The 20,447-nt window shown below is 73.9% G+C and carries 23 protein-coding genes and 1 pseudogene; 15 read left to right on the top strand and 9 right to left on the bottom strand.

Annotated features, from left to right (window positions below; all coding sequences use genetic code 11):
- Nucleotides 1–2: 2 nt before the first annotated feature.
- Nucleotides 3–1,619 carry an SDR family oxidoreductase gene (locus ACFWP3_RS01510; protein WP_384215382.1) on the bottom strand — a complete coding sequence of 539 codons (1,617 nt, stop codon included), beginning with the start codon at nt 1,617–1,619 and terminating at the stop codon, nt 3–5.
- A gap of 233 nt (nt 1,620–1,852) precedes the next feature.
- Here ACFWP3_RS01510 and ACFWP3_RS01515 point away from each other — a divergent pair, with 233 nt between their 5' ends.
- Nucleotides 1,853–2,458, top strand: a complete 606-nt coding sequence (locus ACFWP3_RS01515) for an RNA polymerase sigma factor (RefSeq protein WP_384215383.1) — start codon at nt 1,853–1,855, stop codon at nt 2,456–2,458.
- Between the two features lie 4 nt (nt 2,459–2,462).
- Here ACFWP3_RS01515 and ACFWP3_RS01520 read toward each other — a convergent pair whose 3' ends face one another.
- Complete coding sequence (locus ACFWP3_RS01520; protein ID WP_384215384.1) at nt 2,463–3,491, bottom strand: MerR family transcriptional regulator; 1,029 nt, start codon at nt 3,489–3,491, stop codon at nt 2,463–2,465.
- 213 nt (nt 3,492–3,704) lie between these two features.
- Here ACFWP3_RS01520 and ACFWP3_RS01525 point away from each other — a divergent pair, with 213 nt between their 5' ends.
- The 3 genes from ACFWP3_RS01525 (at nt 3,705) to ACFWP3_RS01535 (ending at nt 6,890) form a co-directional block, all read left to right on the top strand.
- Nucleotides 3,705–4,766 (top strand): aromatic acid exporter family protein, encoded by a 1,062-nt coding sequence (locus ACFWP3_RS01525; protein WP_384215385.1) that lies wholly within the window; start codon nt 3,705–3,707, stop codon nt 4,764–4,766.
- Between the two features lie 219 nt (nt 4,767–4,985).
- A complete protein-coding gene (locus ACFWP3_RS01530) occupies nt 4,986–6,062 on the top strand; it encodes an AraC family transcriptional regulator ligand-binding domain-containing protein (protein WP_384215386.1) in 1,077 nt (358 codons plus the stop codon).
- Between the two features lie 24 nt (nt 6,063–6,086).
- Nucleotides 6,087–6,890 carry a VOC family protein gene (locus tag ACFWP3_RS01535; RefSeq protein WP_384215387.1) on the top strand — a complete coding sequence of 268 codons (804 nt, stop codon included), beginning with the start codon at nt 6,087–6,089 and terminating at the stop codon, nt 6,888–6,890.
- A gap of 7 nt (nt 6,891–6,897) precedes the next feature.
- Here the strand turns inward: ACFWP3_RS01535 and ACFWP3_RS01540 are convergent, their stop codons facing one another.
- Both ACFWP3_RS01540 and ACFWP3_RS01545 read right to left on the bottom strand, forming a co-directional pair.
- A complete protein-coding gene (locus tag ACFWP3_RS01540) occupies nt 6,898–7,098 on the bottom strand; it encodes a hypothetical protein (protein WP_384215388.1) in 201 nt (66 codons plus the stop codon).
- 52 nt (nt 7,099–7,150) lie between these two features.
- A pseudogene (locus ACFWP3_RS01545) lies at nt 7,151–7,483 on the bottom strand (pentachlorophenol monooxygenase); the annotation flags it as partial.
- A gap of 98 nt (nt 7,484–7,581) precedes the next feature.
- Here ACFWP3_RS01545 and ACFWP3_RS01550 point away from each other — a divergent pair.
- Nucleotides 7,582–8,445, top strand: coding sequence for an arylamine N-acetyltransferase (locus ACFWP3_RS01550; protein ID WP_384215389.1), 864 nt, complete (start codon nt 7,582–7,584; stop codon nt 8,443–8,445).
- Between the two features lie 870 nt (nt 8,446–9,315).
- Here ACFWP3_RS01550 and ACFWP3_RS01555 read toward each other — a convergent pair.
- Nucleotides 9,316–9,537 (bottom strand): hypothetical protein, encoded by a 222-nt coding sequence (locus ACFWP3_RS01555; RefSeq protein WP_384215390.1) that lies wholly within the window; start codon nt 9,535–9,537, stop codon nt 9,316–9,318.
- Nucleotides 9,538–9,547: 10 nt separating this feature from the next.
- On the opposite strand from ACFWP3_RS01555, the gene ACFWP3_RS01560 reads away from it, so the two are divergent.
- From ACFWP3_RS01560 to ACFWP3_RS01580, 5 genes are all read left to right on the top strand, one after another.
- Complete coding sequence (locus ACFWP3_RS01560; RefSeq protein ID WP_384215391.1) at nt 9,548–9,946, top strand: MerR family transcriptional regulator; 399 nt, start codon at nt 9,548–9,550, stop codon at nt 9,944–9,946.
- Between the two features lie 70 nt (nt 9,947–10,016).
- The gene (locus ACFWP3_RS01565; protein WP_384215392.1) at nt 10,017–10,424 is read left to right on the top strand and encodes a DUF3224 domain-containing protein; all 408 of its coding nucleotides are present in this window, start codon (nt 10,017–10,019) and stop codon (nt 10,422–10,424) included.
- Between the two features lie 106 nt (nt 10,425–10,530).
- Nucleotides 10,531–10,716, top strand: a complete 186-nt coding sequence (locus tag ACFWP3_RS01570; RefSeq protein WP_384215393.1) for a hypothetical protein — start codon at nt 10,531–10,533, stop codon at nt 10,714–10,716.
- Nucleotides 10,689–11,336, top strand: coding sequence for an asparagine synthase-related protein (locus ACFWP3_RS01575; RefSeq protein WP_384215394.1), 648 nt, complete (start codon nt 10,689–10,691; stop codon nt 11,334–11,336). Before ACFWP3_RS01570 ends, ACFWP3_RS01575 begins: the two co-directional genes overlap by 28 nt.
- The gene (locus ACFWP3_RS01580; protein ID WP_384215395.1) at nt 11,276–11,902 is read left to right on the top strand and encodes an asparagine synthase-related protein; all 627 of its coding nucleotides are present in this window, start codon (nt 11,276–11,278) and stop codon (nt 11,900–11,902) included. Before ACFWP3_RS01575 ends, ACFWP3_RS01580 begins: the two co-directional genes overlap by 61 nt.
- 30 nt (nt 11,903–11,932) lie before the next feature.
- On the opposite strand, the gene ACFWP3_RS01585 is transcribed toward ACFWP3_RS01580, so the two are convergent.
- Entirely contained in the window at nt 11,933–13,039 is a 1,107-nt protein-coding gene (locus tag ACFWP3_RS01585) for a serine hydrolase domain-containing protein (protein WP_384215396.1), read from the bottom strand.
- A gap of 249 nt (nt 13,040–13,288) precedes the next feature.
- Between ACFWP3_RS01585 and ACFWP3_RS01590 the strand changes: the two genes are divergently transcribed.
- Nucleotides 13,289–14,023 carry a helix-turn-helix domain-containing protein gene (locus tag ACFWP3_RS01590; RefSeq protein WP_384215397.1) on the top strand — a complete coding sequence of 245 codons (735 nt, stop codon included), beginning with the start codon at nt 13,289–13,291 and terminating at the stop codon, nt 14,021–14,023.
- Between the two features lies 1 nt (nt 14,024).
- On the opposite strand, the gene ACFWP3_RS01595 is transcribed toward ACFWP3_RS01590, so the two are convergent.
- Nucleotides 14,025–14,708 (bottom strand): DUF5701 family protein, encoded by a 684-nt coding sequence (locus ACFWP3_RS01595; RefSeq protein WP_384215398.1) that lies wholly within the window; start codon nt 14,706–14,708, stop codon nt 14,025–14,027.
- Between the two features lie 116 nt (nt 14,709–14,824).
- On the bottom strand, nt 14,825–15,358 hold the full coding sequence (locus ACFWP3_RS01600) for a DoxX family protein (RefSeq protein WP_384215399.1): 534 nt from the start codon (nt 15,356–15,358) through the stop codon (nt 14,825–14,827).
- Between the two features lie 288 nt (nt 15,359–15,646).
- Between ACFWP3_RS01600 and ACFWP3_RS01605 the strand changes: the two genes are divergently transcribed.
- The 4 genes from ACFWP3_RS01605 (at nt 15,647) to ACFWP3_RS01620 (ending at nt 19,777) form a co-directional block, all read left to right on the top strand.
- The gene (locus ACFWP3_RS01605) at nt 15,647–17,260 is read left to right on the top strand and encodes a poly(3-hydroxybutyrate) depolymerase (RefSeq protein ID WP_384215400.1); all 1,614 of its coding nucleotides are present in this window, start codon (nt 15,647–15,649) and stop codon (nt 17,258–17,260) included.
- A 178-nt stretch (nt 17,261–17,438) separates the two neighbouring features.
- Nucleotides 17,439–17,924, top strand: a complete 486-nt coding sequence (locus tag ACFWP3_RS01610; protein ID WP_384215401.1) for a VOC family protein — start codon at nt 17,439–17,441, stop codon at nt 17,922–17,924.
- A 3-nt stretch (nt 17,925–17,927) separates the two neighbouring features.
- Entirely contained in the window at nt 17,928–19,505 is a 1,578-nt protein-coding gene (locus ACFWP3_RS01615) for an MFS transporter (RefSeq protein WP_384215402.1), read from the top strand.
- Nucleotides 19,502–19,777, top strand: coding sequence for an anti-sigma factor family protein (locus ACFWP3_RS01620; protein WP_384215403.1), 276 nt, complete (start codon nt 19,502–19,504; stop codon nt 19,775–19,777). Before ACFWP3_RS01615 ends, ACFWP3_RS01620 begins: the two co-directional genes overlap by 4 nt.
- Before the next feature lie 78 nt (nt 19,778–19,855).
- On the opposite strand, the gene ACFWP3_RS01625 is transcribed toward ACFWP3_RS01620, so the two are convergent.
- Complete coding sequence (locus ACFWP3_RS01625; protein ID WP_384215404.1) at nt 19,856–20,434, bottom strand: TetR/AcrR family transcriptional regulator; 579 nt, start codon at nt 20,432–20,434, stop codon at nt 19,856–19,858.
- Nucleotides 20,435–20,447 lie beyond the last annotated feature (13 nt).

The following is a 20,447-nucleotide window of genomic DNA, read 5'->3' on the forward strand; positions in this document are numbered from 1 at the left end:
CGCTATCCCTCGCGGGAGGACGAAATCGAGGAAGGAATCGAGGAAGGAACGGCGGGGGGCGAGGACGGGGAGATGCGTTCGGCGGCGCGGGTGATGTTGCGGGCCATGCCGCCGAAGACCACGGCGTGGAAGGGGGCCACGCTCCACCAGTAGAGGTGGCCGAGCAGGCCGCGGGGGTGGAAGAGGGCGCGCTGGCGGTAGGACGCGCCGGCCGGCCCGGCGCTCCCGGCGCGCGGATCGGCGTACATCTCCAGCCAGGCCAGTCCCGGCAGCCGCATCTCCGCGCGCAGCCGCAGCAGCCGGCCCGGTTCGATCTCCTCGACCCGCCAGAAGTCCAGCGAGTCGCCCACCCGCAGCCGGGACGCGTCGCGCCGGCCGCGCCTGATGCCGGCTCCGCCGACGAGCCGGTCGAGCCAGCCGCGGACCGCCCAGGCGAGGGGGAAGGAGTACCAGCCGTTGTCGCCGCCGACGCCCTCGATGATCTGCCAGAGCGCCTGCGGGGAGGCGTCGGTGTCCAGGGTCCGGTGGTCGGTGTAGAGGCTGCCGCCCGCCCAGTCCGGGTCGGTGGGCAGCGGATCGCTGGGGGCGCCGGGCAGGGAGGCGTTGGACCAGCGGGTGGTCACCTTGGCCTCGCGCACCCGCTGGAGGGCCAGGGCGAGCGCCCGGTCGAACGGGACGGGTGTGCCCGGCGGGTCGGGTACGTACCGGGCGACGTCGTGCTCGTCGCAGACGACCTCGTGGCGCAGCGATTCGGCGAGCGGCCGGGCCAGCCCGCGCGGGACGGGGGTGACCAGGCCGATCCAGTGGCTGGACAGCCGGGGGGTGAGCATGGGCACCCGCAGGATCAGCCGGTGGGGCAGGCCCGCCACGGCCGCGTAGCGCCGCATCATCTCCTCGTAGGTGAGGACGTCCGGCCCGCCGATGTCGAAGGTCCGGTTCAGGTCGGGGGGCATGGTCGCGCTGCCGACGAGGTAGCGCAGGACGTCGCGCACCGCGATCGGCTGGACCCTGCTGCCCACCCAGCTCGGCGTGACCATGACCGGGAGCCGTTCGGTCAGGTAGCGGAGCATCTCGAACGACGCGGAGCCCGACCCGATGACGACGGCGGCGCGCAGCACCGTCGCCGGGACCTCGCCCGCCAGGAAGATCCGGCCGGCTTCGGCGCGGGAACGCAGGTGCGGGGAGAGCCGGTCGGCGGGCACCCCGGCGGGGGTCAGCCCGCCCAGGTACACGATGCGCCGTACGCCCGCCAGGCGGGCCTGCTCGGCGAAGGTACGGGCGGCCGCGCGGTCCTCGTCCTCGAAGGCGCGGCCGGAGTTCAGCGAGTGCACGAGGTAGTAGGCGACGTCGACTCCGCGCAGGGCTTCGCCGGTGGACACGGCGTCGGTGACATCAGCCCGGACGACCTCGACCCGGCCGGCCCAGGCGTGGTCGCGCAGCCCCTCGGGGGATCTGGCCAGGCAGCGGACCCGGTGGCCGGCGTCCAGCAGCTCCGGCACCAGGCGGCCCCCGATGTAGCCGCTGGCCCCTGTGACCAGGCAGAGCAGCGGGCCCGGCCGCTGCTCCGGCTCGGCCTCCGGCTCCGTCGCGGGGCGGGGTTGGTCACTGCGTGCGGACATGGAGGCCTCCACTCCGACCGGCGTCGCCCGGTGTGGCCCGACCGGTCTGTGACTGCCTTCCCCGCGGAGGGCCGCCTCGGATGCACCATCCGCGGGACCGGGCGGGCCGGACGGGGGATGCGGCCGGTCAAGATCGATGCACAAACGGTGCACGTTGCGCGCGGCTGCCGGCCGCGGGCACGCTCCTCGGGCTGCAGCCCCTTCGCCCGTCCTCGGCACCAGGAGCCGACACCATGGTTCTCGCCCCCACCACGACATCCGGCCCGCCCGACGGGGTGGTGTGCGCATCCGTCGACCTGTCCAGGCGGTTCAAGGAGGGCGACGAGGCGTCCTTCGCCGCCGCCTACCGGCGCTGGGGCGGCATGGTCCACACCATGGCCTGGCGCACCACGGGCGACCGGCACACCGCGGAGGACATCACCCAGCAGGTGTTCTTCGACGCCTGGCGCGGCCGCCACCGCTACGACCCGCAGCGCGGCGACCTGGCGGCATGGCTCGCGGGCATCACGCGGCACAAGGCCGTGGACGCGCTGACCGTACGCGCCCGGATCGCGGCGTCCGTGCGCGCCGGTGTCCCGGAGTCCGACGACCGGCCGGATCCGGCGGGCGGCGCGGGCCCCGATGCGGCACTGGACCGGGTCCTCCTCCTGGATGCCCTGGCCGCCCTGCCCGTGGCCCAGCGCGAGGTCCTGTGCCTGGCCTTCTACGGCGGGCTGACGCACGTACGGATCTCCGAGTGGACCGGCGTCCCGTTGGGCACGGTCAAGAGCCACCTGCGCAGGGGGCTGCTGTCGCTGCGCCGGAGCCTGGGCGGCGTGCGCGGGTGGCAGGACCTCTGATCCGTCAGCCTTCCTTCACCGCTGGCCAGGTGCCCACGATCCCGCGGATCACTTCCAGGCCCGAGCCGAGCCCGGTGAGGAGCCGACATCCCGCGTCGCGGACGCCCGCCCAGCCCGGTCCGCCCAGCAGGAGCCGCGGCTGCGACCGGGCGCCCCTGACCCCCCATTCCACGCCGGCGACGACATCGACGACCCGGCCGAGGTCCACGCCGGCCGGCTTGACCTGCGCCCACAGCACGACGGCCGAGGGACCCACTCTCCGTACCGCCTCGCGCAGCGCGTCCACCGGCAGCGCGGGGCCGAACATCCGCCGCGGCAGGCCGGCCTCCGCCAGGGCCGCGTCCAAGGCCTCGAGGGCCAGGCTGTGCTGTTCCCCGGGCACGCAGGCGAGCAGCACGGGCGGCACGCCCGCGGTCTCGCGGGCCGGCCGCCCGCGCCGCAGTGCCGTGGACACGTGCCATGACAGCAGGTGCTCGACCTCGACGTAGCGCTCCCCCGCGGTGGCCCACTTGCGCCCGACGGCGTGCAGCGTGGGCGCGATGATCTCCTCCCAGGTGACGACGCAGCCGTAGGCGTCGAGCGCGCGTTCGAGGATGTCGCCGACGGCCACCGCGTCCAGCCGTACCGCCGCACGGGCCAGTCCGCGGCACTCCTGGCGTACGGCTCCCAGCGGCAGCGCGCCGCGTCCCCCGGGCATGTGGAGGCCGGTGCCGAGCGAGAGCTTCGCCGCGCCCGCCGCCCCCTCGGCCCCCTCGGCCCCCTCGGCCCCCATCGCCCCTTGCGTCCCGTCCGTCCGCTGCCCCAGGGACTCGGGCGGACGGTTCATCGCCGCCCGGGCCGCTTCCGCGGGAGGAACGCCCTGCGAGGTCATCGCACACATCAGTTCGAGCCGGGAGACGTCCGGCGGCAGCCACCGGCGGTGCCGGCCGTGCTCCCGGTCCGCCGGACCGATCCCGTACCTGCGCTCCCAGGAGCGCAGGGTCGTCGCGGACACCCCGAGCCGCCTCGCCACGGCTCCGGTGCTCAGGCCCACCCCCGCCGCCCGCGGTGCTTCCGCGGCCTCCCGGGGCGTGCTGGTGGAGGCTCATCGCGCCAGCGTAGTGGGGGTGACATGCCGCGTTCGGGGTAATGGCGATGTTGGGCGGCGGGAGCGCTGCACGCTGTGGCCGAGGAAGCCACGGCGTACGAGCGCGCGGATCGCGCAGCCTTCGACGGGCGAGCACGGACGCCTCACCGAAGGGCGCGGATGACCGACCTCGCCGAGGCGCACGGGACACGGGCCCGCCGGGCCCTGGACCTCCTGCGCACCGAGGGGCCCGCGGCGGCCCGGATCGTGGTCACCGTCGCGGCGGCCTGGCAGGTCGCGCTGTGGCTGGGAGCGCGTCAGCCGCCGGTGTTCGCCGCGATCGTTCCGCTGGTGGCGCTGCGCGGCGATCCGATGACGGCCCTGGGCACGGCGGTGCAGCGGGCGCTGGGCGTGGTGGCGGGGGTACTGATCGGGATCGCCGTCCTGAACGTGCTGAGCCCCTCGACCGCCACGCTCGCACTGGTGGTGGCACTGGGCCTGGGTGTCGGAATGTTCCTGCGGGCCGGGGGCGGGCTCAACACCCAGGTCGCGGTCTCCTCGCTGCTGGTCTTCGCCAGCACCTCGCCCGACGCCTACGCGTTCGAGCGCGTATGGGAGACCGCCGCCGGCGCGGTGGTGACGATCCTGCTCGCACCGCTGCTGTGGCCGCCCGACCCGCACCGCATCCTGGCCTCCCTCGCCGACGACTCCCGGCGGCGCCTGGTGCGGGCCCTCACCGCCACCGCGGCGGCGCTGGGCAGCGGACCGGCCGCGGCCCGCGACAACCTCGCCCAGGTCGACGCCGACGTCGAAGCGGTGCACGCCCATGCGGCACGCGCCCGGGAAGCCGAACGCGCCATGAGGTTCAATCCGCTGCGGCGCCGCCATCGCGACACCGTGCGGCTCCGGGCCCGGCTCGTCGCCACCGCCGACCGGCTCACACCGCACCTGACCGCCCTGGCCAGGGAAGTCGCCGAACTCAGCGGCCGCGAAGACCTCGCCCCGGACCTCGCCCGGGCCCGAGTCCGCCTGCCCGAACTGGCCGCACTCACCGTGCGGGCCGTCGAACACACCCTGTCCGGTGAGGATCCCCGGCCCGCCGCGGCCGCCGCCCGCGCCTACCTGGCCGACTACGCCCGCACCGACGACCGGCCCCTCGCCGTCACCCTGCGCAGACCCTTGCACCAGCTGCTCGACGACCTCGACGGCCTGGACGGCCCCGCCGCGCCGTCGGCACGGTGACGCGGGCCCCCCACCCCCGTGGGGGGGCTCCGCTCCACCGTGTCGGTGTCCGTACGACGATCACCACGCTACGGCCGAGGGGTCACGCGCCCCAGGACCGCACGCGCCAGCCAGGGGACCGTACGCGCCACGGGGGGACCCGCCGCGCCGTGATGGGGACACCGCGCGCCAGGATCCGGCGATGACCTGGCAATTCGTGCTCGTCTATGCTCAACCCCCGTGGTCTCGCATGAACATCAGGGAACAACCTCCTCCGCCCTCACCCGTCTGAGCGTCAGTTCCGCACGCCTGTTTGACGTACCGCCCAAGGGATACGCGCACCTGCTGGGCCTGGCGCCCGAGCACCTCAACGACGACCTGTGCCGGACCCCGGCGGCCACGGGCATCCGCATCGCGGAACTGACGACCGTGCACACGCCCTGGACCGAGCTCTCGGTCGCGCTCGCACAGCAGTCGGACCCGGGCACCTTCGGGGTCTGGGACTACCTGATCACCTCGGCGCCCACCCCCCTCGAGGGGCTCCGCGACGCGGCGACCTACATCGCCATCGTCGCCGACTCCTCCACGGACGCCCTCCGGATCACCGAGGACGGCGCGCACGTCACCATCAGCCACGTCAACCAGGCCGATCTGACCTACGAGGCGGCCTGCGCCATCCGCGGCTACGCGCTCGGCCTCTACCAGCGGCGGCTGAGCGAGGCCGCGCAGCGCCGCCTCGTGCCCGTACGCGTCACCCTGGCCGCCAAGGCACCCCGCCGGCACGAGGCCCTGGCCGAGCTGTACGGCACGCGCACCATCGACTTCGAAGCCCCGGACACCTCGATCACCTTCCTGGCCTCCGAGCTGAACACCCCGACGCCGCACGCCCAGCCGGGCCTGTCGGCCGTGCTGCGCAGGCACGCCGAGCAGACCCTGGCCACCGCGATACCGCTGCACGACTGGCTGGACCTGTTCCGCACCGCCCTGGCCTCCGCCCACGAGGAGGCCGCGGCGACCCTGGCCGCCGTGGCGCGGCGGATGGCCGTCAGCACGCGGACGCTCCAGCGCCGCCTCGACGAACACGGCACCACCTGGAACAACGAGGTCGAGAGCCTGCGCCGGGCCCGGATCACGCGGCTGCTCCACGACACCGACCTCGGCATCGACGCGATCGCCGCGCGCAGCGGCTACGCCGACGCCCGCGCCCTGCGCCGCGCGGTCCACCGCTGGTACGGCACCACACCCGCGGCCCTGCGCCGCTCCGGCCGGGCGACCGACAGGCGAGTGTCAGTGCCCGGTGCCACGCTGGGGGCCTAGACGATCCGCGAAAGGGCACTGGCCATGATCAGCACTGACTTCGCCCCCGGCTCCCCCTGCTGGCTCGACCTCGGCGCTCCGGACGTCCGGGCCGCCGCCGCCTTCTACGGCACCGTGCTCGGCTGGGAGTACGAGTCCATGGGCGAGGGGGAGGACATGGAAGGCGGCATGTTCCGGAAGGACGGCAAGATCGTCGCCGGACTCGGCAAGCTCACCGAGGAGGGCGCCCGCCCAGCCTGGATGATCTACTACAGCGTCCCGGACGCGACCGCCACGACCCGGGCCGTCGAGAGCGCGGGCGGCACGGTGCGGGTGCCGCCGAGGGACCTCGACGAGTGGGGCAAGATGGCCCAGTACACCGACCCGCTGGGCGGCCAGTTCGCCGTCTGGGAACCCGGCACGAGCAAGGGCGTCGACCTGGTGGACGAGCCGGGCTCGCTGTCCTGGACGGAGCTGTACACGAGCGACGCCCGGGCCGCGAAGGAGTTCTACGGCGGGGTCTTCGGCTGGCAGTTCAGTGACATGGCGCTGCCGGGCGGCGGCGAGGGCACCTACTCCCTGATCACCCCGGCCGGCCTGCCCGAGGAGCGCATGCACGGCGGCCTGATGCAACTCCCCGAGGAGGCACTGGCCCTGACGAACGGCCGGGCGTACTGGCACCCGGTGTTCCACGTCACCGACTGCGACGCGGCGGTCGCCAGGGTCACGGAGAACGGCGGCAGCGTCCAGATGGGGCCGGAGGACGCCGAGGGCGTGGGCCGGCTGGCCGTCTGCCTCGACCCGGCGAACGCCGACTTCGTCCTGCTGACCCCGGCCGAGACCCCCTAGTTCGGGTTCAGCCGTTCCCGAACTGCAGGGCGTGCTCGAGCACGTCCTCCATCGGGTCGTCGATCTCCCCGATGTTGAGCAGCGCTACCACCGGCGCGGCGGGCGCGTTCCGGCGCGGGGTGTCGTCATCGTCGTCGTCCGCCACGGCCGTTCCCACGGCCATGGCGGTCAGGGCGGCTACGAGGGCGGCAGTAATGATCTTCTTCATGCCCGGCCCAACGAGGGCGGGCCGCTCAGGATGCGGGCGGCGAGCCGACCCGTCAGGCGCCGGTGCGGGACAGGTAGGGCGCCAGGCCCGTCACCGAGGCCCCGGCCCAGCCGACGTACCGTCGGGGCGGACGAGGAAGAGGCCGTCCCCGTACTCCTCGTACGCCTCGTACGACGGGACGCGCACGGTGCGGACCTCGGGCAGCGGCGGGAGCTGCGCCGGCGCGGCCTCGCCGACGACCAGCAGCGTCCAGTGCGGGCCCCGGAACGCGTCGAAGAGGCGTACGCCGCGCAGCCCGTCCGGAGCGGTCGCCCGCGCGCAGGGCGCCGTCGGCCAGGCCCGTACGGGTTTCCACCGCGAGCGAGGAGCCGCGGTAGCCGAGACCCCGCTACCGGGCCGGGTGACCGGCCCGGTGACCGGCACGGGACGAGTGCCGCTCGAAGCCCGGGGCCGTCCCGCCGCCCGTTGCGTAGGGTCGGGGACATGACGAGCAACGACGCAGCCCCGAAGGGCGCGGCCCCGCGGCCCGACCTGGACGCCTACCTCGCCCGCATCGGCTGGACCGGCGAGCGCCGCGCGGACGCGGCGACCCTCCGGTCGCTGCACCTGGCGCACATGTACGGCATCCCGTTCGAGAACCTGGAGCCGCTCGGCGGCGCGGCCCCCTCCCTCGCGCTGCCGGACCTGGAGGCGAAGCTGGTCCGCGGGGGCCGGGGCGGCTACTGCTACGAGCACAACACGCTCCTGGCCGCCGTGCTGGAGGCCTTCGGGTTCGGCGTCACGCGGCTGGCGGCGCGCGTCGTCCTGGGGGCCGAGGGCGCGGTCCGGCCGCGTACGCACATGCTGCTGCTGGTCGACGTACCGGGCGAGCCCGGCCCGTACGTGGCGGACGTCGGCTTCGGCGCGGGCGGTGCGCTGCTCGAACCGGTCCCGCTGGTCGCGGACACCGAGTTCCGGGACGCGACCCGCAGGCACCGCCTGGTCCACCGGCCGCACCGCGGGCCGCTGGAGCTGTGGGTGCTCCAGGCGTACGAGGAGGACGCGTGGACGGACCAGTACGCGTTCACCCTGGAGCCCTTCGAGGCCCCGGACTTCGAGGTCATCAACTGGCACATCGCGACCAACCCGCGCTCCCCGTTCTCCCACCTCCTCTACATCCAGCGGACGACGCCGGACGCGCACCTCGCGCTCAGCGGCCGCCACCTCGTCGAGACCCGCACGGACGGCTCCCGCAAGGAGCGGGAACTGTCCGGCCGCGAGGAGATCGTGCGCGTCCTGACGGACGACTTCGGCATCGCCGTCCCGGACGGCGCCCCGCTGGACGCCCCGGACGCGCCCACCGGCTGACGCTGCCGCGCGCGGCGGCCGTTCGGGTGGCGTCCGGGGCGGGCGCGCCCGCGTGGGACGAACGCGGTGCGATCGAGATGATGGACCGGCGGTCGATCGAGGTCGGCGTCCTGTCGTACCCGGCCCCGCTCGCGGCCCCCGACGACCTCGCCGGGGCGCGGCAGGGGGCCCGGAGCGTGAACGAGCTCGCCGCCGAGGTCGTGAAGGGGCGGCCCGACCGCTTCGGCCACTTCGCCGCCCTGCCGCTGCCCGATGTGGACGGCGCGCTCGCGGAGGCCGCACGCCCTGGACGTCCTGCGCGCCGACGGGGTGGTGGTCCTGTCCAACGCCCACGGCCGGTACCTCGGCGATCCGGCGTTCGAGCCGCTGTGGGCCGAGCTGGACGCCCGCGCCGCCGTCGTCCTGGTCCATCCGACGGCGCCGCCGGGCCCGCCGGTCCCGGGGCTGCCGGGCCCGCTGGTCGACTTCCCGTACGACACCGCGCACGGCCCTGCACATGGCGCTGGCCGGGGTTCCCGGCCGGTACCCGCGGATGCGGCTGATCCTGCCCCACGCGGGCGGGTTCCTGCCGTACGCCGCCCAGCGGTTCGCCGTCGCCGCCCACCTCCACCCGGGTTCCACGCCCGAGGGCCTGCTGGCCGAGCGCCGGCGCTTCTCCTTCGACACCGCCCTCTCCGCGGGCCCCGCCGCCCTGCCCTCGCTGCTCGCCTTCGCCGAGCCCGGGCACGTCCTGTACGGCAGGACTGGAGCACCGGCTTCGACACGGGCCTGGACGCGTACCCGCACTGGCGGGACGGACAGCTGCACGCCGTCAACCGCGGGAACGCCGAACTCCTCATCCCGCGGCTGGCACAGGCCTGAACCGGCCGCTCAAGCCCGGTCGGCGTCGGCCCGCGCCCTCAGCAGCCGGTCCAGCTCGCTGCCGGCCTCGTCGTACCCGGCGTCGCAGATGCGCTGCAGCTCGCGCAGATCGCCCTTCGCGACCGCCCGGCGCGTGAGCAGCAGCCCGGCCCGCATCGATCCCTCGTCCAGCAGCTCGCTCAGCTCGTGCAGGTCGCCGCCCGTGTCGGCGAGGTCGGCCAGCCGGTCCAACGCGGCCTCGTTGCCCTCGTCCGAGACCGTCCGCGTCTATCACGACAAGGGGCTGCTCCCCGAGCCCGACCGCGACGCGTCCGGCTACCGCCGCTACGGCGCGGGCGATGCCATCGAGCTCATCAAGATCAGGACGCTCGCCGAAGCCGGCGTCCCGCTGGCCCGCGTCCGGGATCTGCGAGGGGCGACGGACGAGGAGTTCCAGCGGGCGTTGCGCGAGATCGACGAGGAGCTCACCGCACGCATCAGGGGTCTGCGGGCGACGCAGTGGCGCCTGCGCCGGCTCGCCACCGGGGACCTGGCCCCGCTGCCCGCCGAGATCCCCGCCCTCATCCAGTCCACGGTCAACGCCGCCTCCCCGGCCTGGCGGCGGCTCGACACGCTCATCCGCGGGCACCTGACCGCGTGAGCCGCCGCCGGTGCCCGCGATCCCCCTGGTCCGGGCGCCCGTTGTCGGCCCCGTTCGGTACGGTCGGCACATGAGAGCTACGGCAACTTTCACCGTCAACTCGTTCGCCCCGGCTGAGCTGAAGCCCGAACCCGCCGTGTCCACCGGTACGCCGGTGGGTGTGGCCACGATGGAGAAGATCCTCCAGGGAGAGGTGGTGGGGCGCGCGGCGACCCTGTTCACCGCCGCGTTCGACGAGTCGACCGGCGTCGGCACCTATGTGGCCATGGAGTCCTTCGAAGGATCGCTCCAAGGGCGGGAGGGTTCCTTCAACTTCGTGCACTCGGCCTCGACGTCCGGCAACGACCGTACGGCGGAGTTCTTCACCATCGTTCCGTCGAGCGGCACCCGAGAACTGACCGGGATCTCCGGTGCGGGCGGGCTGGCCGTCGACGCCGACGGCACGCACCGCATCTGGTTCGACTACGAGATCGACTGATCGGCTGATCGGCTGATCGGCTGATCGGCGAATTCCGCTCGGGAAGCCGCTCCGGGCGGCGCTCGGGCGCACCGCGGTCGGCGAGGTCACCCTCCACAACCGCCCGGTGCTCCTCGCCGCCCTCGCAGGTGAAGCCCGGGCCGCCGCCGCGCCGCCGCCACCGCCCCCGCCGCCCGACTGCTCCGACGGCGAACTCCTGCTGCACTGCTGGGCGTTGCTCGGGCCGGCCGGGGTGGCGCTCGCCGAGGGGATGTTCGTACGGCCGTGCTCGACGGCCCCGACCTGGTGCTGATCCGCGACCACGTCGGAGCCCGCACCCTCTTCTACGCGCGGGCCGGGGGCGCCTGGGCCGCCTCGACCTCGCTCCGGGCGCTGCGCCGCTGGCCGGCGCTCGGCACGTCCATGAACCTGTCCGCGGTCCGCTCCTTCCTCACCTTCGCGTACCTGCCGGGCGCGGAGACCCTGCTCACCGGGGTCCGCGAGGTGCTGCCCGGCCGCGTGCTGCGGCTGACGCGCGACGGCGGGGTCACCGAGACGGTGCACTGGGAGCCCCGGGAGCACGTCGAGGACCCCGGCCCGGCCGGTCCGACCGGCCATGTCCTGGCCCTGCGCGCCCTGTTGGAGCAGGCCACGGCGGCCCGGCTGCCCGTGGCGGAGCCGGCCGCTGTGCTGCTGTCCGGCGGTATCGACAGCTCCCTCGTCACGGCCCTCGCGGCCAAGCTCCACTCGCACCCCGTGCACACGTACTCGATCAGCTTCGGCGACGACCTGCCCAACGAGCTCGGCTACTCCGGTCTGGTGGCCTCCCACTGCCACACCCGGCACCGGGTCCTGAACGTGTCGGGGCGGCGGTGGCGGCCCGGCTGGCCGAGGCCGCCGCGCTGCTGGACAGCCCGGTCGGGGACCCGCTGACGGTGCCGAACCTGATGCTGGCCGAGGCGGTGGCCGCGGACGGGGCCTCCGTGGTCCTCAACGGCGAGGGCGGCGACCCCGTCTTCGGCGGGCCCAAGAACCTCCCCATGCTGGTGCAGGAGATGCACCGGATGCCGGGCGCGCCCTGGGACGAGGACCGGGCGACCGCGTACCTGCGCTCGTACCGCAAGTGCTGGACGGACCTCCCGGTCCTGCTGACGGCGCCGGCCGTCGACGCGCTGCGGGACGCCCCGCGCCTGGAGCGGCACGTGGAGCCGTACCTGCTGGCGCGGGCCGCCGGCGGAGGTCCGTACGCCATGGAGCACCTCCTCAACCGGCTGCTCCACTGCAATCTGCGGACCAAGGGGGCGCACCACATCCTGACGAAGGTGGAGCGCCTCACCTCCTCCCAGGGGGTGGAGGGCCGCTCCCGGCAGCGGGGCCTGTTCCGTCCGGAGACCGTCCGTACGTGGCTGAAGGGCGAGGGCACCCTGCTGCCCCGTCAGGGCGGCAAGCTGTGGCTGGTGCTCACGCTGGAGCTGTGGCTGAGGTCGTACGAGGTGTAGGGCCGGGTCCGGTGCACCGGCCGGGCCGGGTCAGGCCGCGGGCCGCCCTGCGCGGAACACCTCCTTGACGAGCGCGTCCAACGCCGCGGGGAACGCCTGCGCCGGGTCGACGTCCGCGTCCCCGGTGGTCAGGCCGGCCGTGAGGGTCCTGCTGCCGTCGGGCGAGCTGTACATCAGGGCTCCGTAGCCGCCCGGGGCGCCGCCGTTGTGGTGGTAGACCGTGCCGCCGCCGTCCGGGCCCAGGTCCTGCGCGAACAGTCCGAGGCCATAGCCGAGCGGACCGTGCGGCGTGCGCATCTCGGCGAGCAGCGGGGCCGGCAGGAGCTTGCCGCCGTTCAGCGCGGAGAAGAACGTGTGGAGGTCGCGGGTGGTCGAGATCATGCCGCCGGCGCCGGGCATCATGGAGATGTTCTGGCGGGAGACGTCGGCGACCTTCCATTCGCCGGCGTCCTCGTAGCGGCAGTAGCCGTGGGCGTGGGGTTCGGGGAGCTCCGTGGTGTCGCCCGCGAGCACGGTGTCGTGCAGTTCGAGGGGCCGCAGGATCCGCTCCCGCATCTCGTCGCCGTACGGGCGGCCGGCGATCCGCTCGATCAGCAGTGCGGCCAGCGTGTAGTTGGTGTTGGAGTAGCCGAAGTCCGCCCCCGGCTCGAACCGCGCCGGCTTGGACAGTGCGAGGCGCACCAGCTCCTGCGGCCGGTAGGTGTGCAGCCGGCTGTCCACCCATGCCTTGCCGGTGGCGGGGATCCCCTCCGCGATGGTCCCGTCGGGGTAGTACTCGCCGGTGTAGCTGAACAGTCCGCTGGTGTGGTCCAGCAGCATCCGGACCGTGATCCGGTCGTCCAGCCCGAGTTCGGGCAGGTGGCCGGCGACGGGGGCGTCCAGGCCGAGCCTTCCCTCGCCGACCAGTTGGAGCACGGCGGTGGCGGTGAAGGGCTTGACGGAGCTGCCCGCCCAGAACCGGCCGTCCGCGGGCGGCTTCGCCGTCTCGCCCAGCTTGCTCACGCCGGCGCTGCCGGTCCATTCGCCCTGCTCGTCGTTCACACGCAGGTGCAGCCCGGCGAAGCCGGCGTCGACGAATGCCTGGACGGCCTTCTGCAGTTCCGGGCGGTCCGGCCGGGAGGTGGTCGGGTTGGTCATGGGGTGCTCCTTCGCGGACTGCGGGCGGTGACGCCGCCCTCGGCTCGTCGTTTCTGACAGTGGAAACGCTACGTTGCATTTCACCAGTCGACAACGGAGTCGTTGCGAAGAACTGCCATAAACGCAGGTAAACGCTGGGCATTCATTGCAATGGTTTGGATTGCAATGCAACAGGTCCAGAGCCGATCATTGCAATGGAACGAAAGTGAACGCTATGCTGGCAGCCCCACCGACCAGAAGGAGTCCGCGATGCCGGGAGGCAGGCTCACCCAGCAGGAGCGCCAGCAGATCGCACTCGGGCTGGCCGACGACCTCGCGTACGCGGAGATCGCCCGACGCCTCGACCGCCCCACGTCGACGGTCACCCGCGAGGTGATGCGCAACGGCGGCCCCACCGCCTACCGCGCCGACCTGGCCCACCGCGCCACCGAACACCGCGCCCACCGGCGCCGGCGCCCCGCACCCCGGGACCCCGGCACTCCCCCTCAGGAGCACGGGCGCGACGCCGAGGCGGTGCGCGCGTACGAGGAGATGTTCGCGACCGTCTTCATGCAGTCGGGCCTGCCCAAGATGACGGCCCGGGTGCTGGCCGGGCTCTACACCACCGACGCCGGCAGCCTCACCGCCGCCGAACTCGCGGGGCGCCTGCGGATCAGCCCGGCGTCCGTGTCCAAGGCGATCGCGTTCCTCGAAAGCCAGGGCCTCATCCGCCGGGAGCGCGACGAACGCCGCCGCGAGCGGTACGTCGTCGACGACGACGTCCTGTACCAGTCGACGATGGCCAGCGCCCGCGCCACCGCCCACCTCGGCGAGATCGCCCGCCAGGGCGTCGGCGTCCTCGGCCCCGGCACTCCGGCCGCCGCACGCCTGGACAACATCGCCCGCTTCGTCGACTTCGTCTCCGAGAGCATCGCCCGCGCCGCCGACCAGGCCCGCGAGATCCTCCACAGCAAACCCGAGAAGGCCTCGGACGGCCCTGCCTGAGCTACGTCCGGACCGCGGACGGTGCCACCCGGTCCGCGGCCGAGGCGAAGCCCAGCCAGGTGTGGCGGTTCCCCCACCAGCACCAGCCGACCTTCGGGGCGTCGCGCCGCTCGCGGCCGTCCCGGCCCAGGCCGTTGCTGATCCAGATCGCGGCGGTGCGGGCGTCCAGGGTGCCGTCCGCCTTGCGGAGCCGGGAGCCGATGGTCATGAAGCAGCGGTTGCGCTCGAGCACCGCCGGCTGCTGGAGCAGCCAGTGGATGCCTTCGGTGAGCAGCAGCGGGGTGCGGTCCGCCCGGGTGAGGGCCGGGAGGGCCTCGTCCGGGCTCCAGTTGGCCAGGTGGTCGCCGCGGTCGAGTCCGGTGACGAGGTAGAGCGGGGCGTCGGGCAGTTCGACGGCGCAGGGCGCGAAGCGGTCGACGTCGGGCATGTCGGTGACGACGAAGCCGGGCTTGTCGCTGCGGCGCAGCAGCGGAGCGAGGGCGGAGGCGGGGACGCGGTCCGGGTGGACGGCGAGCAGCCCGCCGTCGTACCCGTCGCCGGCCTCCTCGGCGAAGGCCCTCAGCCCGCCGGCGTCCACCCCCATGAGCCCGTGCACCCCGAGCTCGATCAGCCGCTCGGCTTGCGCGGCGAGCGGCGGCAGCGGGGACACGGCGGCGTCGGACGAAGTCTCGGGCACGGTGGTCATCTGCTCCCGATCAGAATCGGTGGACCCCGGATGAACGAGCCGACCCCCCGGAGGGTTCCCGGTACGGTGGCGCCGCCTCGGCCGGATCGGGGGGTGCGTTTCGCCCGGGCCCGGGATCAGTCCCTCAGCAGCAGGACCACCGCCGCCAGGACGACCGCCAGGACCAGGGCGAGGATGCCGTGGACGAGGCGGTGGTGGCGCAGTACCGGCAGGAGGCTGTCGACGGCGAAGCGGCCCGGGCCGGTGAGGGCCAGGGTGACGGCCGCGGCGGTGATGAGGGACTCGAACTCGACGCCGTTCGCGCCCAGCACGGCTCCGGTCCACTTGACGGAGATGGCGTTGATCATGATGCCGACGATGGCGGCGGCGGCGAGGGGGGTGAACAGGCCGAGGATCAGGCCCAGGCCGCCCAGCGTCTCGGTCAGGCCGGCGATCGTAGCCATGGTCTCGCCCGCCGGGTAGCCGGCCTTGCCGAAGAACATGCCCGTGGCCTTGACGCCGGGGCCGTCGAACCACCGGAACAGTTTCTGCGTTCCGTGGACGATCATGATCGCGCCGAGCACGAGGCGCAGCACCGGCAGACCGACGTCGAAGGGTGTGGTGGCGGCGTACGCGTTGCGGGGGCCGGGATAGGACGAGGTCGCGGTCATCGTGGCGCCTTCTGTCGGGGGCGGGTGAGAGAGAGGGAGCTCTCCGATGGCGTCAGCCACACCCAGGGTGACGAATGGCGAGCCGAAATGCCCGGTATGCGAGTGTGCGAGTCGCCCGGCCGGGCAGGGACGCGACGGCCCGCGCCCGACCCGTACGCCGTCCAGGGTGGCAACCGCCATACCTGCCCGGCCCGTTGTGGCAGCCGCCACCGTGCGTACGGGTTGTGGCCCGGAGCTACCGTCGCAGCCATCCGGACCAGTCAGCCGTTTCACCGCAGTGGAGGGTGGATGCATCCAGTTCTCGGAAGGCTCGGCGGGGCCGTCGCGGCCCTGCTGCTCGGCGCCGGCCTGCTCGTCGGCGGGCCGGGCTCCGCCGCCGCCCGGGCCGGCGGCACGGCAGCCGTACCGCCCGTCGCCGGCACGCTCAAGGCGTACGAGGTCGACGGTGTCTACAGCGCGGGCGTGTCGTCCGGCGGCTATATGGCGACCCAGCTGCACGTGGCCTATTCCGGTACGTTCGACGGCTCGGCCGCCTTCGCCTCCGGCCCCCACTACTGCGCGCAGAACGACCTCGGCAAGGCCCTGAACGCCTGTATGGAGGTCTACCAGGACCTCCAGCTCGCCACTCTGAAGCAGACCACCGCGAACTGGTCGGCGCAGGGAGCCGTCGACGACGTGGCCGGCCTGCGCGGCGACCCGGTGTACGTGTTCAGCGGTGCCAACGACTCGACCGTCGAACGCCCGGTGTCCACCGCGCTCGACGACTACTACCGGCACTTCGGCGCGGACGTGCTCTACAACAAGAGCACCGCCGCCGGCCACGCCTGGATCAGCCCGCTGGGCCCGAACGCGTGCACGGTCACCGCCGACCCGTGGCTCAACGACTGCGGCTTCGACGCCGAGCGGGAGTTCCTGGGGCACCTGCTCGGCTCGGTCGACCCGCCGGCGGCCGCGCCCGGCGGCAGCCTGATCCGGTTCGACCAGAACGCGTACGCGCCCGGCGGCTCCGCGAAGGCGATCTCCATGGACGAGAACGGCTTCGTCTACGTGCCCGCCGGCTGCGCGAACGGCGCCGCCTGCAAGGTCGTCGTCACGCTCCACGGCTGCAAGCAGGGCTACTCGTACCAGGGTTTCGGCACCCGGTTCATCGACAAGGCGTACCTCAACGAGTACGCCGACACCAACGACCTGATCGTCCTGTACCCACAGGCCGTCCCGACCACCACCCTCGACAACCCCAACGGCTGCTGGAACTGGTGGGGCTACCTCGGCGACCCGGCGTACGCACGGCACGGCGGCCGGCAGATCGAGACCATCATGGGCATGGTCAAGGCCCTCGGCGGAGGCGGCTCGACCCCACCGCCCGCGGGCACGCTCACCCTGCCCAGCCTGGACGCCGAGGACGGCTACATCAAGGCCGCGGGGGACGGCTCGGCGCCGGCCGTCGGCACCCTGGAGGGCTCGTACGGCCTGGCCCTGGGCCGCGGCACCGACGGAAAGTCCAACCGGAGCGTGCTGTCCTTCGACACCGCCGCCCTCCCCGCCGGGAAGGAGATCACCCGGGCCTGGGTGACCCTGACGAGGAGCAGCGGATCCGGGGACCCCTGGGCCGCCCCCGCCGGGAACCGGCTGCTCGTCGACGTCCACAGGGGCTGCCTCGGCGGCTGCGCGGTGGAGCCCGCCGACTGGGCCGCGGCCACGACCGCCGCCGGCGCGGCCGACATCGGCCCCTTCACCTCGGGGAGCAAGGCCTCCGGCGACCTGTCCGCAGCGGGCCTGTCCGCGGTCAACCGCTCCGGACGCACCCAGGTCCGCCTCCGGTTCGAGCAGAACCAGCCGGGCACGGCGTACCTCTTCGTCAACCGGGACACGCGGGCCACCCTGACCGTCGAGTACCGGTAACGGGTGCGGCGCACCGGCCGCCGGCCAACCGGTCGTCCCTGTGCGGGACGACCGGCCCTTCGGGGCATCCGGGGGCCGGCTGCCGCGCGGCGTGGGCGGCCGCGGCGCGGCTTCGGGATATCTGTGGGGCAGGCGGCGGTCGGCAGTGGCCGTCAGAGTCCGGAAAGGCAGGAGCCCGGTGGCTGTCCAGCCCATTCCCGAGGGATTTCCGCGCGTCACGCCGTACCTCTGCGTCGACGGAGCCGCGACCGCGATCGACTTCTACGTCGCCGTGCTCGGCGCACGCGAGCTGATGAGGATGCCCGCGCCCGGAGGCAAGATCGGCCACGCCGAGCTGGAGCTCGGCAACTCCGTCGTCATGCTGGCCGACGAGTACCCGGAGATGGGATTCCGCTCCCCGAAGGCGGTGGGCGGCACGCCCGTCACCCTGCACGTGTACGTCGAAGACGTCGACGCGGTCTTCGCCAAGGCCCTGGCCCGCGGCGCCGACGCGCTGTCGCCGGTCAAGGACGAGTTCTACGGCGACCGCACCGGCCAGTTCATCGACCCCTTCGGCCACCGCTGGAACGTCGCCACGCACATCGAGGACGTCTCCCAGGAGGAGATGGCGAAGCGGTCCGAGGAAGCCATGAAGGCCATGGGGTCCACGCCCGACGGCACCTGACCCGTGGGCGCGCAGGGCCTGTCCGCGGGTCCGGGGACGCCGGAGGCCGCGGCGCGGCGCAGGCTCCGGCGCCGGCTGGCGCCGCTGTACGCGGCCGCGTTCCTGCAGAACCTGGCGCTGTGGGTGCCCGTGGAGAAGCTCTTCATGACGGGCATCGGCTTCGACGCGGCCGGAGTGGGCGTCATGGCGGCCGTGTACGCGGTGGTGGTGCCGGTCTTCGAGGTGCCGTCGGGCCTGCTCGCCGACCGGTGGAGCCGGCGCGGCGTGCTGCTCCTCGCGAGCGTGGCGGCGGTGGTCAGCGTCACCGTGGGCGGGCTGAGCCAGAACGTCGGGACGTACATGGTGTCGGCGTTCTTCCTCGGGGTCTTCTTCGCCATGCAGAGCGGGACGTTCGAGTCCGTCGTGTACGACACGGTGCTGGAGGAGACCGGGTCGAGCGATGTGTTCGAGAAGGTCATCGGCCGGGTCCGGGTGGTGGAGAGCGTCGCGCTCGTCACCAGCGCCCTGGCCGGGGGCGCCATCGCCTCGGCCCTGTCCCTGCGGGACACGTACTTCCTGACCGTGCCGCCGCTGGTCGCGACGGGCCTCGCCCTGTACTTCTTCCGCGAACCGCGGCTGCACAAGACCGAGGAGTCCGAGCCGCTGCGGCGGCAGATCGCGGCGACCTACCGGCTGCTGCTGGGGCGCGGCCGGCTCCGCTCGGTGATCCTGCTGACCGTCACGGGCGCGCTGCTGATGCAGGGGATGCTGGAGTTCGGCCCGCTGTGGCTGGTCGCGCTGGCCGTTCCGGCGTTCTGGTACGGGCCGCACTGGGCGGGTCTGACGGCCGCGCTGGGCATCGGCGGTCTGCTCGGCTCCCGGGGATGGCTGGGCCGGCGGTGGCCGGTGGCCCTGCTGGCCGCGCTGATGGTGGGGTGCTGCTGCGTCCTGGCGACGAGCCGCTCCGCCGCGACGGTGATCGTCGCCCAGGTGCTGCTCACCCTCGTGGTGGTCGCGGTGAGCATCCCGGTGCTGCACCGGCTGCACGACGCGGTGCCCTCGGCGATCCGGGCGGGGGTCGCGTCCGGCGTCGGCACCCTCACCTGGCTCGCCTTCGTACCGTTCGCGCTGGTCGTCGGGTTCCTCTCCGAGCGGGCGGGTGTGGGTGCGGCGGGCCGGCTGTTCGTCGGGGTCGCGGTCGTGGCGGGAATCCTGATGCTCGTGGTGCTGCCGGGCACGGCGGCGACGCCCGCGGTCCCGCCTGCCGGGAGGGAACCGGAGCCCGCGTTTCCGGCTGACCGCTTCCTGCCCGCCGACCATCCGGCGTGGCCGGGCCACTGGGCCGCCCCACCCGCCGCCTGGGAGGCCTCCGGCGTCGACCTGACCGAGGAGGCGGCTCTGGCCGAAGTCCGGGCGGCGGTGCTGGACATGCCGGCGGAGCTGCGCCGGGTCATCGTGGAGCGCGACGTACGGGGCCGGCCGGCCTCCGAGGTGGCGCGGAGCCTCGGGATCAGCGCCGCGGACGAGGGCCGCCGTCTGCACGAGGCCCGGGCCCTCGTACGGGCGCGGCTGGAGCGGTACGTCGAGCGGCAGGAGCGGTGACGCCCGGGCGGCCGGACCCGGCCGAGGGCGACCAGCGGTGCGTGGACTTCGTCGAGCTGATCACCGCGTACCTCGACGGCACCCTCCCCGACCGGTCCCGCCGGCGCGTCGACGAGCACCTCGAACGCTGCGAGGGCTGCCGGGCCGCCCTCGCCCAGTGGCGCGCGGTGGCCCGGCTCGCCGGACGGCTGAGCCCGGCCGATGTCGCGGACCTCGACCCGTACCTCCGCGACCGCTTCCTGGCGGTGTTCCGCGAGGCGCGCCGGCGCTAGGCGGTGGCCCCGGCCGGCTCGGCGGCGGGCACGGCTGCGGGCTCGGCGGCGGGCACGGCGGCCGGCTCGAGGCCGGGCTCAGCGGCCGGGGGCTCCGGCGCGCAGGCCGTCCATGACGAGGTCGAGGAGCCAGGTGGCCCGGGGTTGCCAGTCTCCGTGGGGGTCGATCAGCCACAGGCCGGCGATGGCGAGGATGAAGTCGTCCGCGCTGACCCCGGGGCGGATGGCGCCGGCCTTCTCGCCGGCCCGCAGCAGCATGTCGGCCGCGCGGGTGAGCGGCTCGTGTCCCGGCTTCGCCGGGCCGCCCGGCGCGCTGGTGGCCTGGCGGATGGCGTCCGCCAGGCCCGCCTTGGCCATGGCGAACCGGGCCAGCCGGTCCATCCACTCCCGCAGGGCCTGGTCCGGAGGCCGGGTCTCGACCAGGTGGGTGGCGGAGTCCGCGACCTGCTGCATCTCGTGGCGGAAGACCTCGAAGACGAGGGATTCTCGATTCGGGAAGTTGCGGTAGAAGGTGCCCTGGCCCACGCCCGCCTTCTTGGCGATGGTGCTCAGCGGCGCGTCCGCGGAGCGGGTCAGCTCGTCCAGCGCCACCTCCAGGATCCGCTCGCGGTTCCGTTGCGCGTCCGAGCGAACGGGAGCGCTTCTCTTCTCCTGCACGCGTCCTCCTCAC

Origin of the sequence: Streptomyces sp. NPDC058525, assembly GCF_042719495.1 — a bacterium.
Classification (GTDB): domain Bacteria; phylum Actinomycetota; class Actinomycetes; order Streptomycetales; family Streptomycetaceae; genus Streptomyces.

Coding starts and splice junctions, on each gene's coding strand:
- ACFWP3_RS01595 (WP_384215398.1), bottom strand. CDS start 14,708: ATGACCACCGTGCCCGAGACTTCGTCCGACGCCGCCGTGTCCCCGCTG.
- ACFWP3_RS01540 (WP_384215388.1), bottom strand. CDS start 7,098: ATGAAGAAGATCATTACTGCCGCCCTCGTAGCCGCCCTGACCGCCATG.
- ACFWP3_RS01585 (WP_384215396.1), bottom strand. CDS start 13,039: ATGACCAACCCGACCACCTCCCGGCCGGACCGCCCGGAACTGCAGAAG.
- ACFWP3_RS01565 (WP_384215392.1), top strand. CDS start 10,017: ATGAGAGCTACGGCAACTTTCACCGTCAACTCGTTCGCCCCGGCTGAG.
- ACFWP3_RS01550 (WP_384215389.1), top strand. CDS start 7,582: ATGACGAGCAACGACGCAGCCCCGAAGGGCGCGGCCCCGCGGCCCGAC.
- ACFWP3_RS01510 (WP_384215382.1), bottom strand. CDS start 1,619: ATGTCCGCACGCAGTGACCAACCCCGCCCCGCGACGGAGCCGGAGGCC.
- ACFWP3_RS01590 (WP_384215397.1), top strand. CDS start 13,289: ATGCCGGGAGGCAGGCTCACCCAGCAGGAGCGCCAGCAGATCGCACTC.
- ACFWP3_RS01515 (WP_384215383.1), top strand. CDS start 1,853: ATGGTTCTCGCCCCCACCACGACATCCGGCCCGCCCGACGGGGTGGTG.
- ACFWP3_RS01600 (WP_384215399.1), bottom strand. CDS start 15,358: ATGACCGCGACCTCGTCCTATCCCGGCCCCCGCAACGCGTACGCCGCC.
- ACFWP3_RS01605 (WP_384215400.1), top strand. CDS start 15,647: ATGCATCCAGTTCTCGGAAGGCTCGGCGGGGCCGTCGCGGCCCTGCTG.
- ACFWP3_RS01525 (WP_384215385.1), top strand. CDS start 3,705: ATGACCGACCTCGCCGAGGCGCACGGGACACGGGCCCGCCGGGCCCTG.
- ACFWP3_RS01535 (WP_384215387.1), top strand. CDS start 6,087: ATGATCAGCACTGACTTCGCCCCCGGCTCCCCCTGCTGGCTCGACCTC.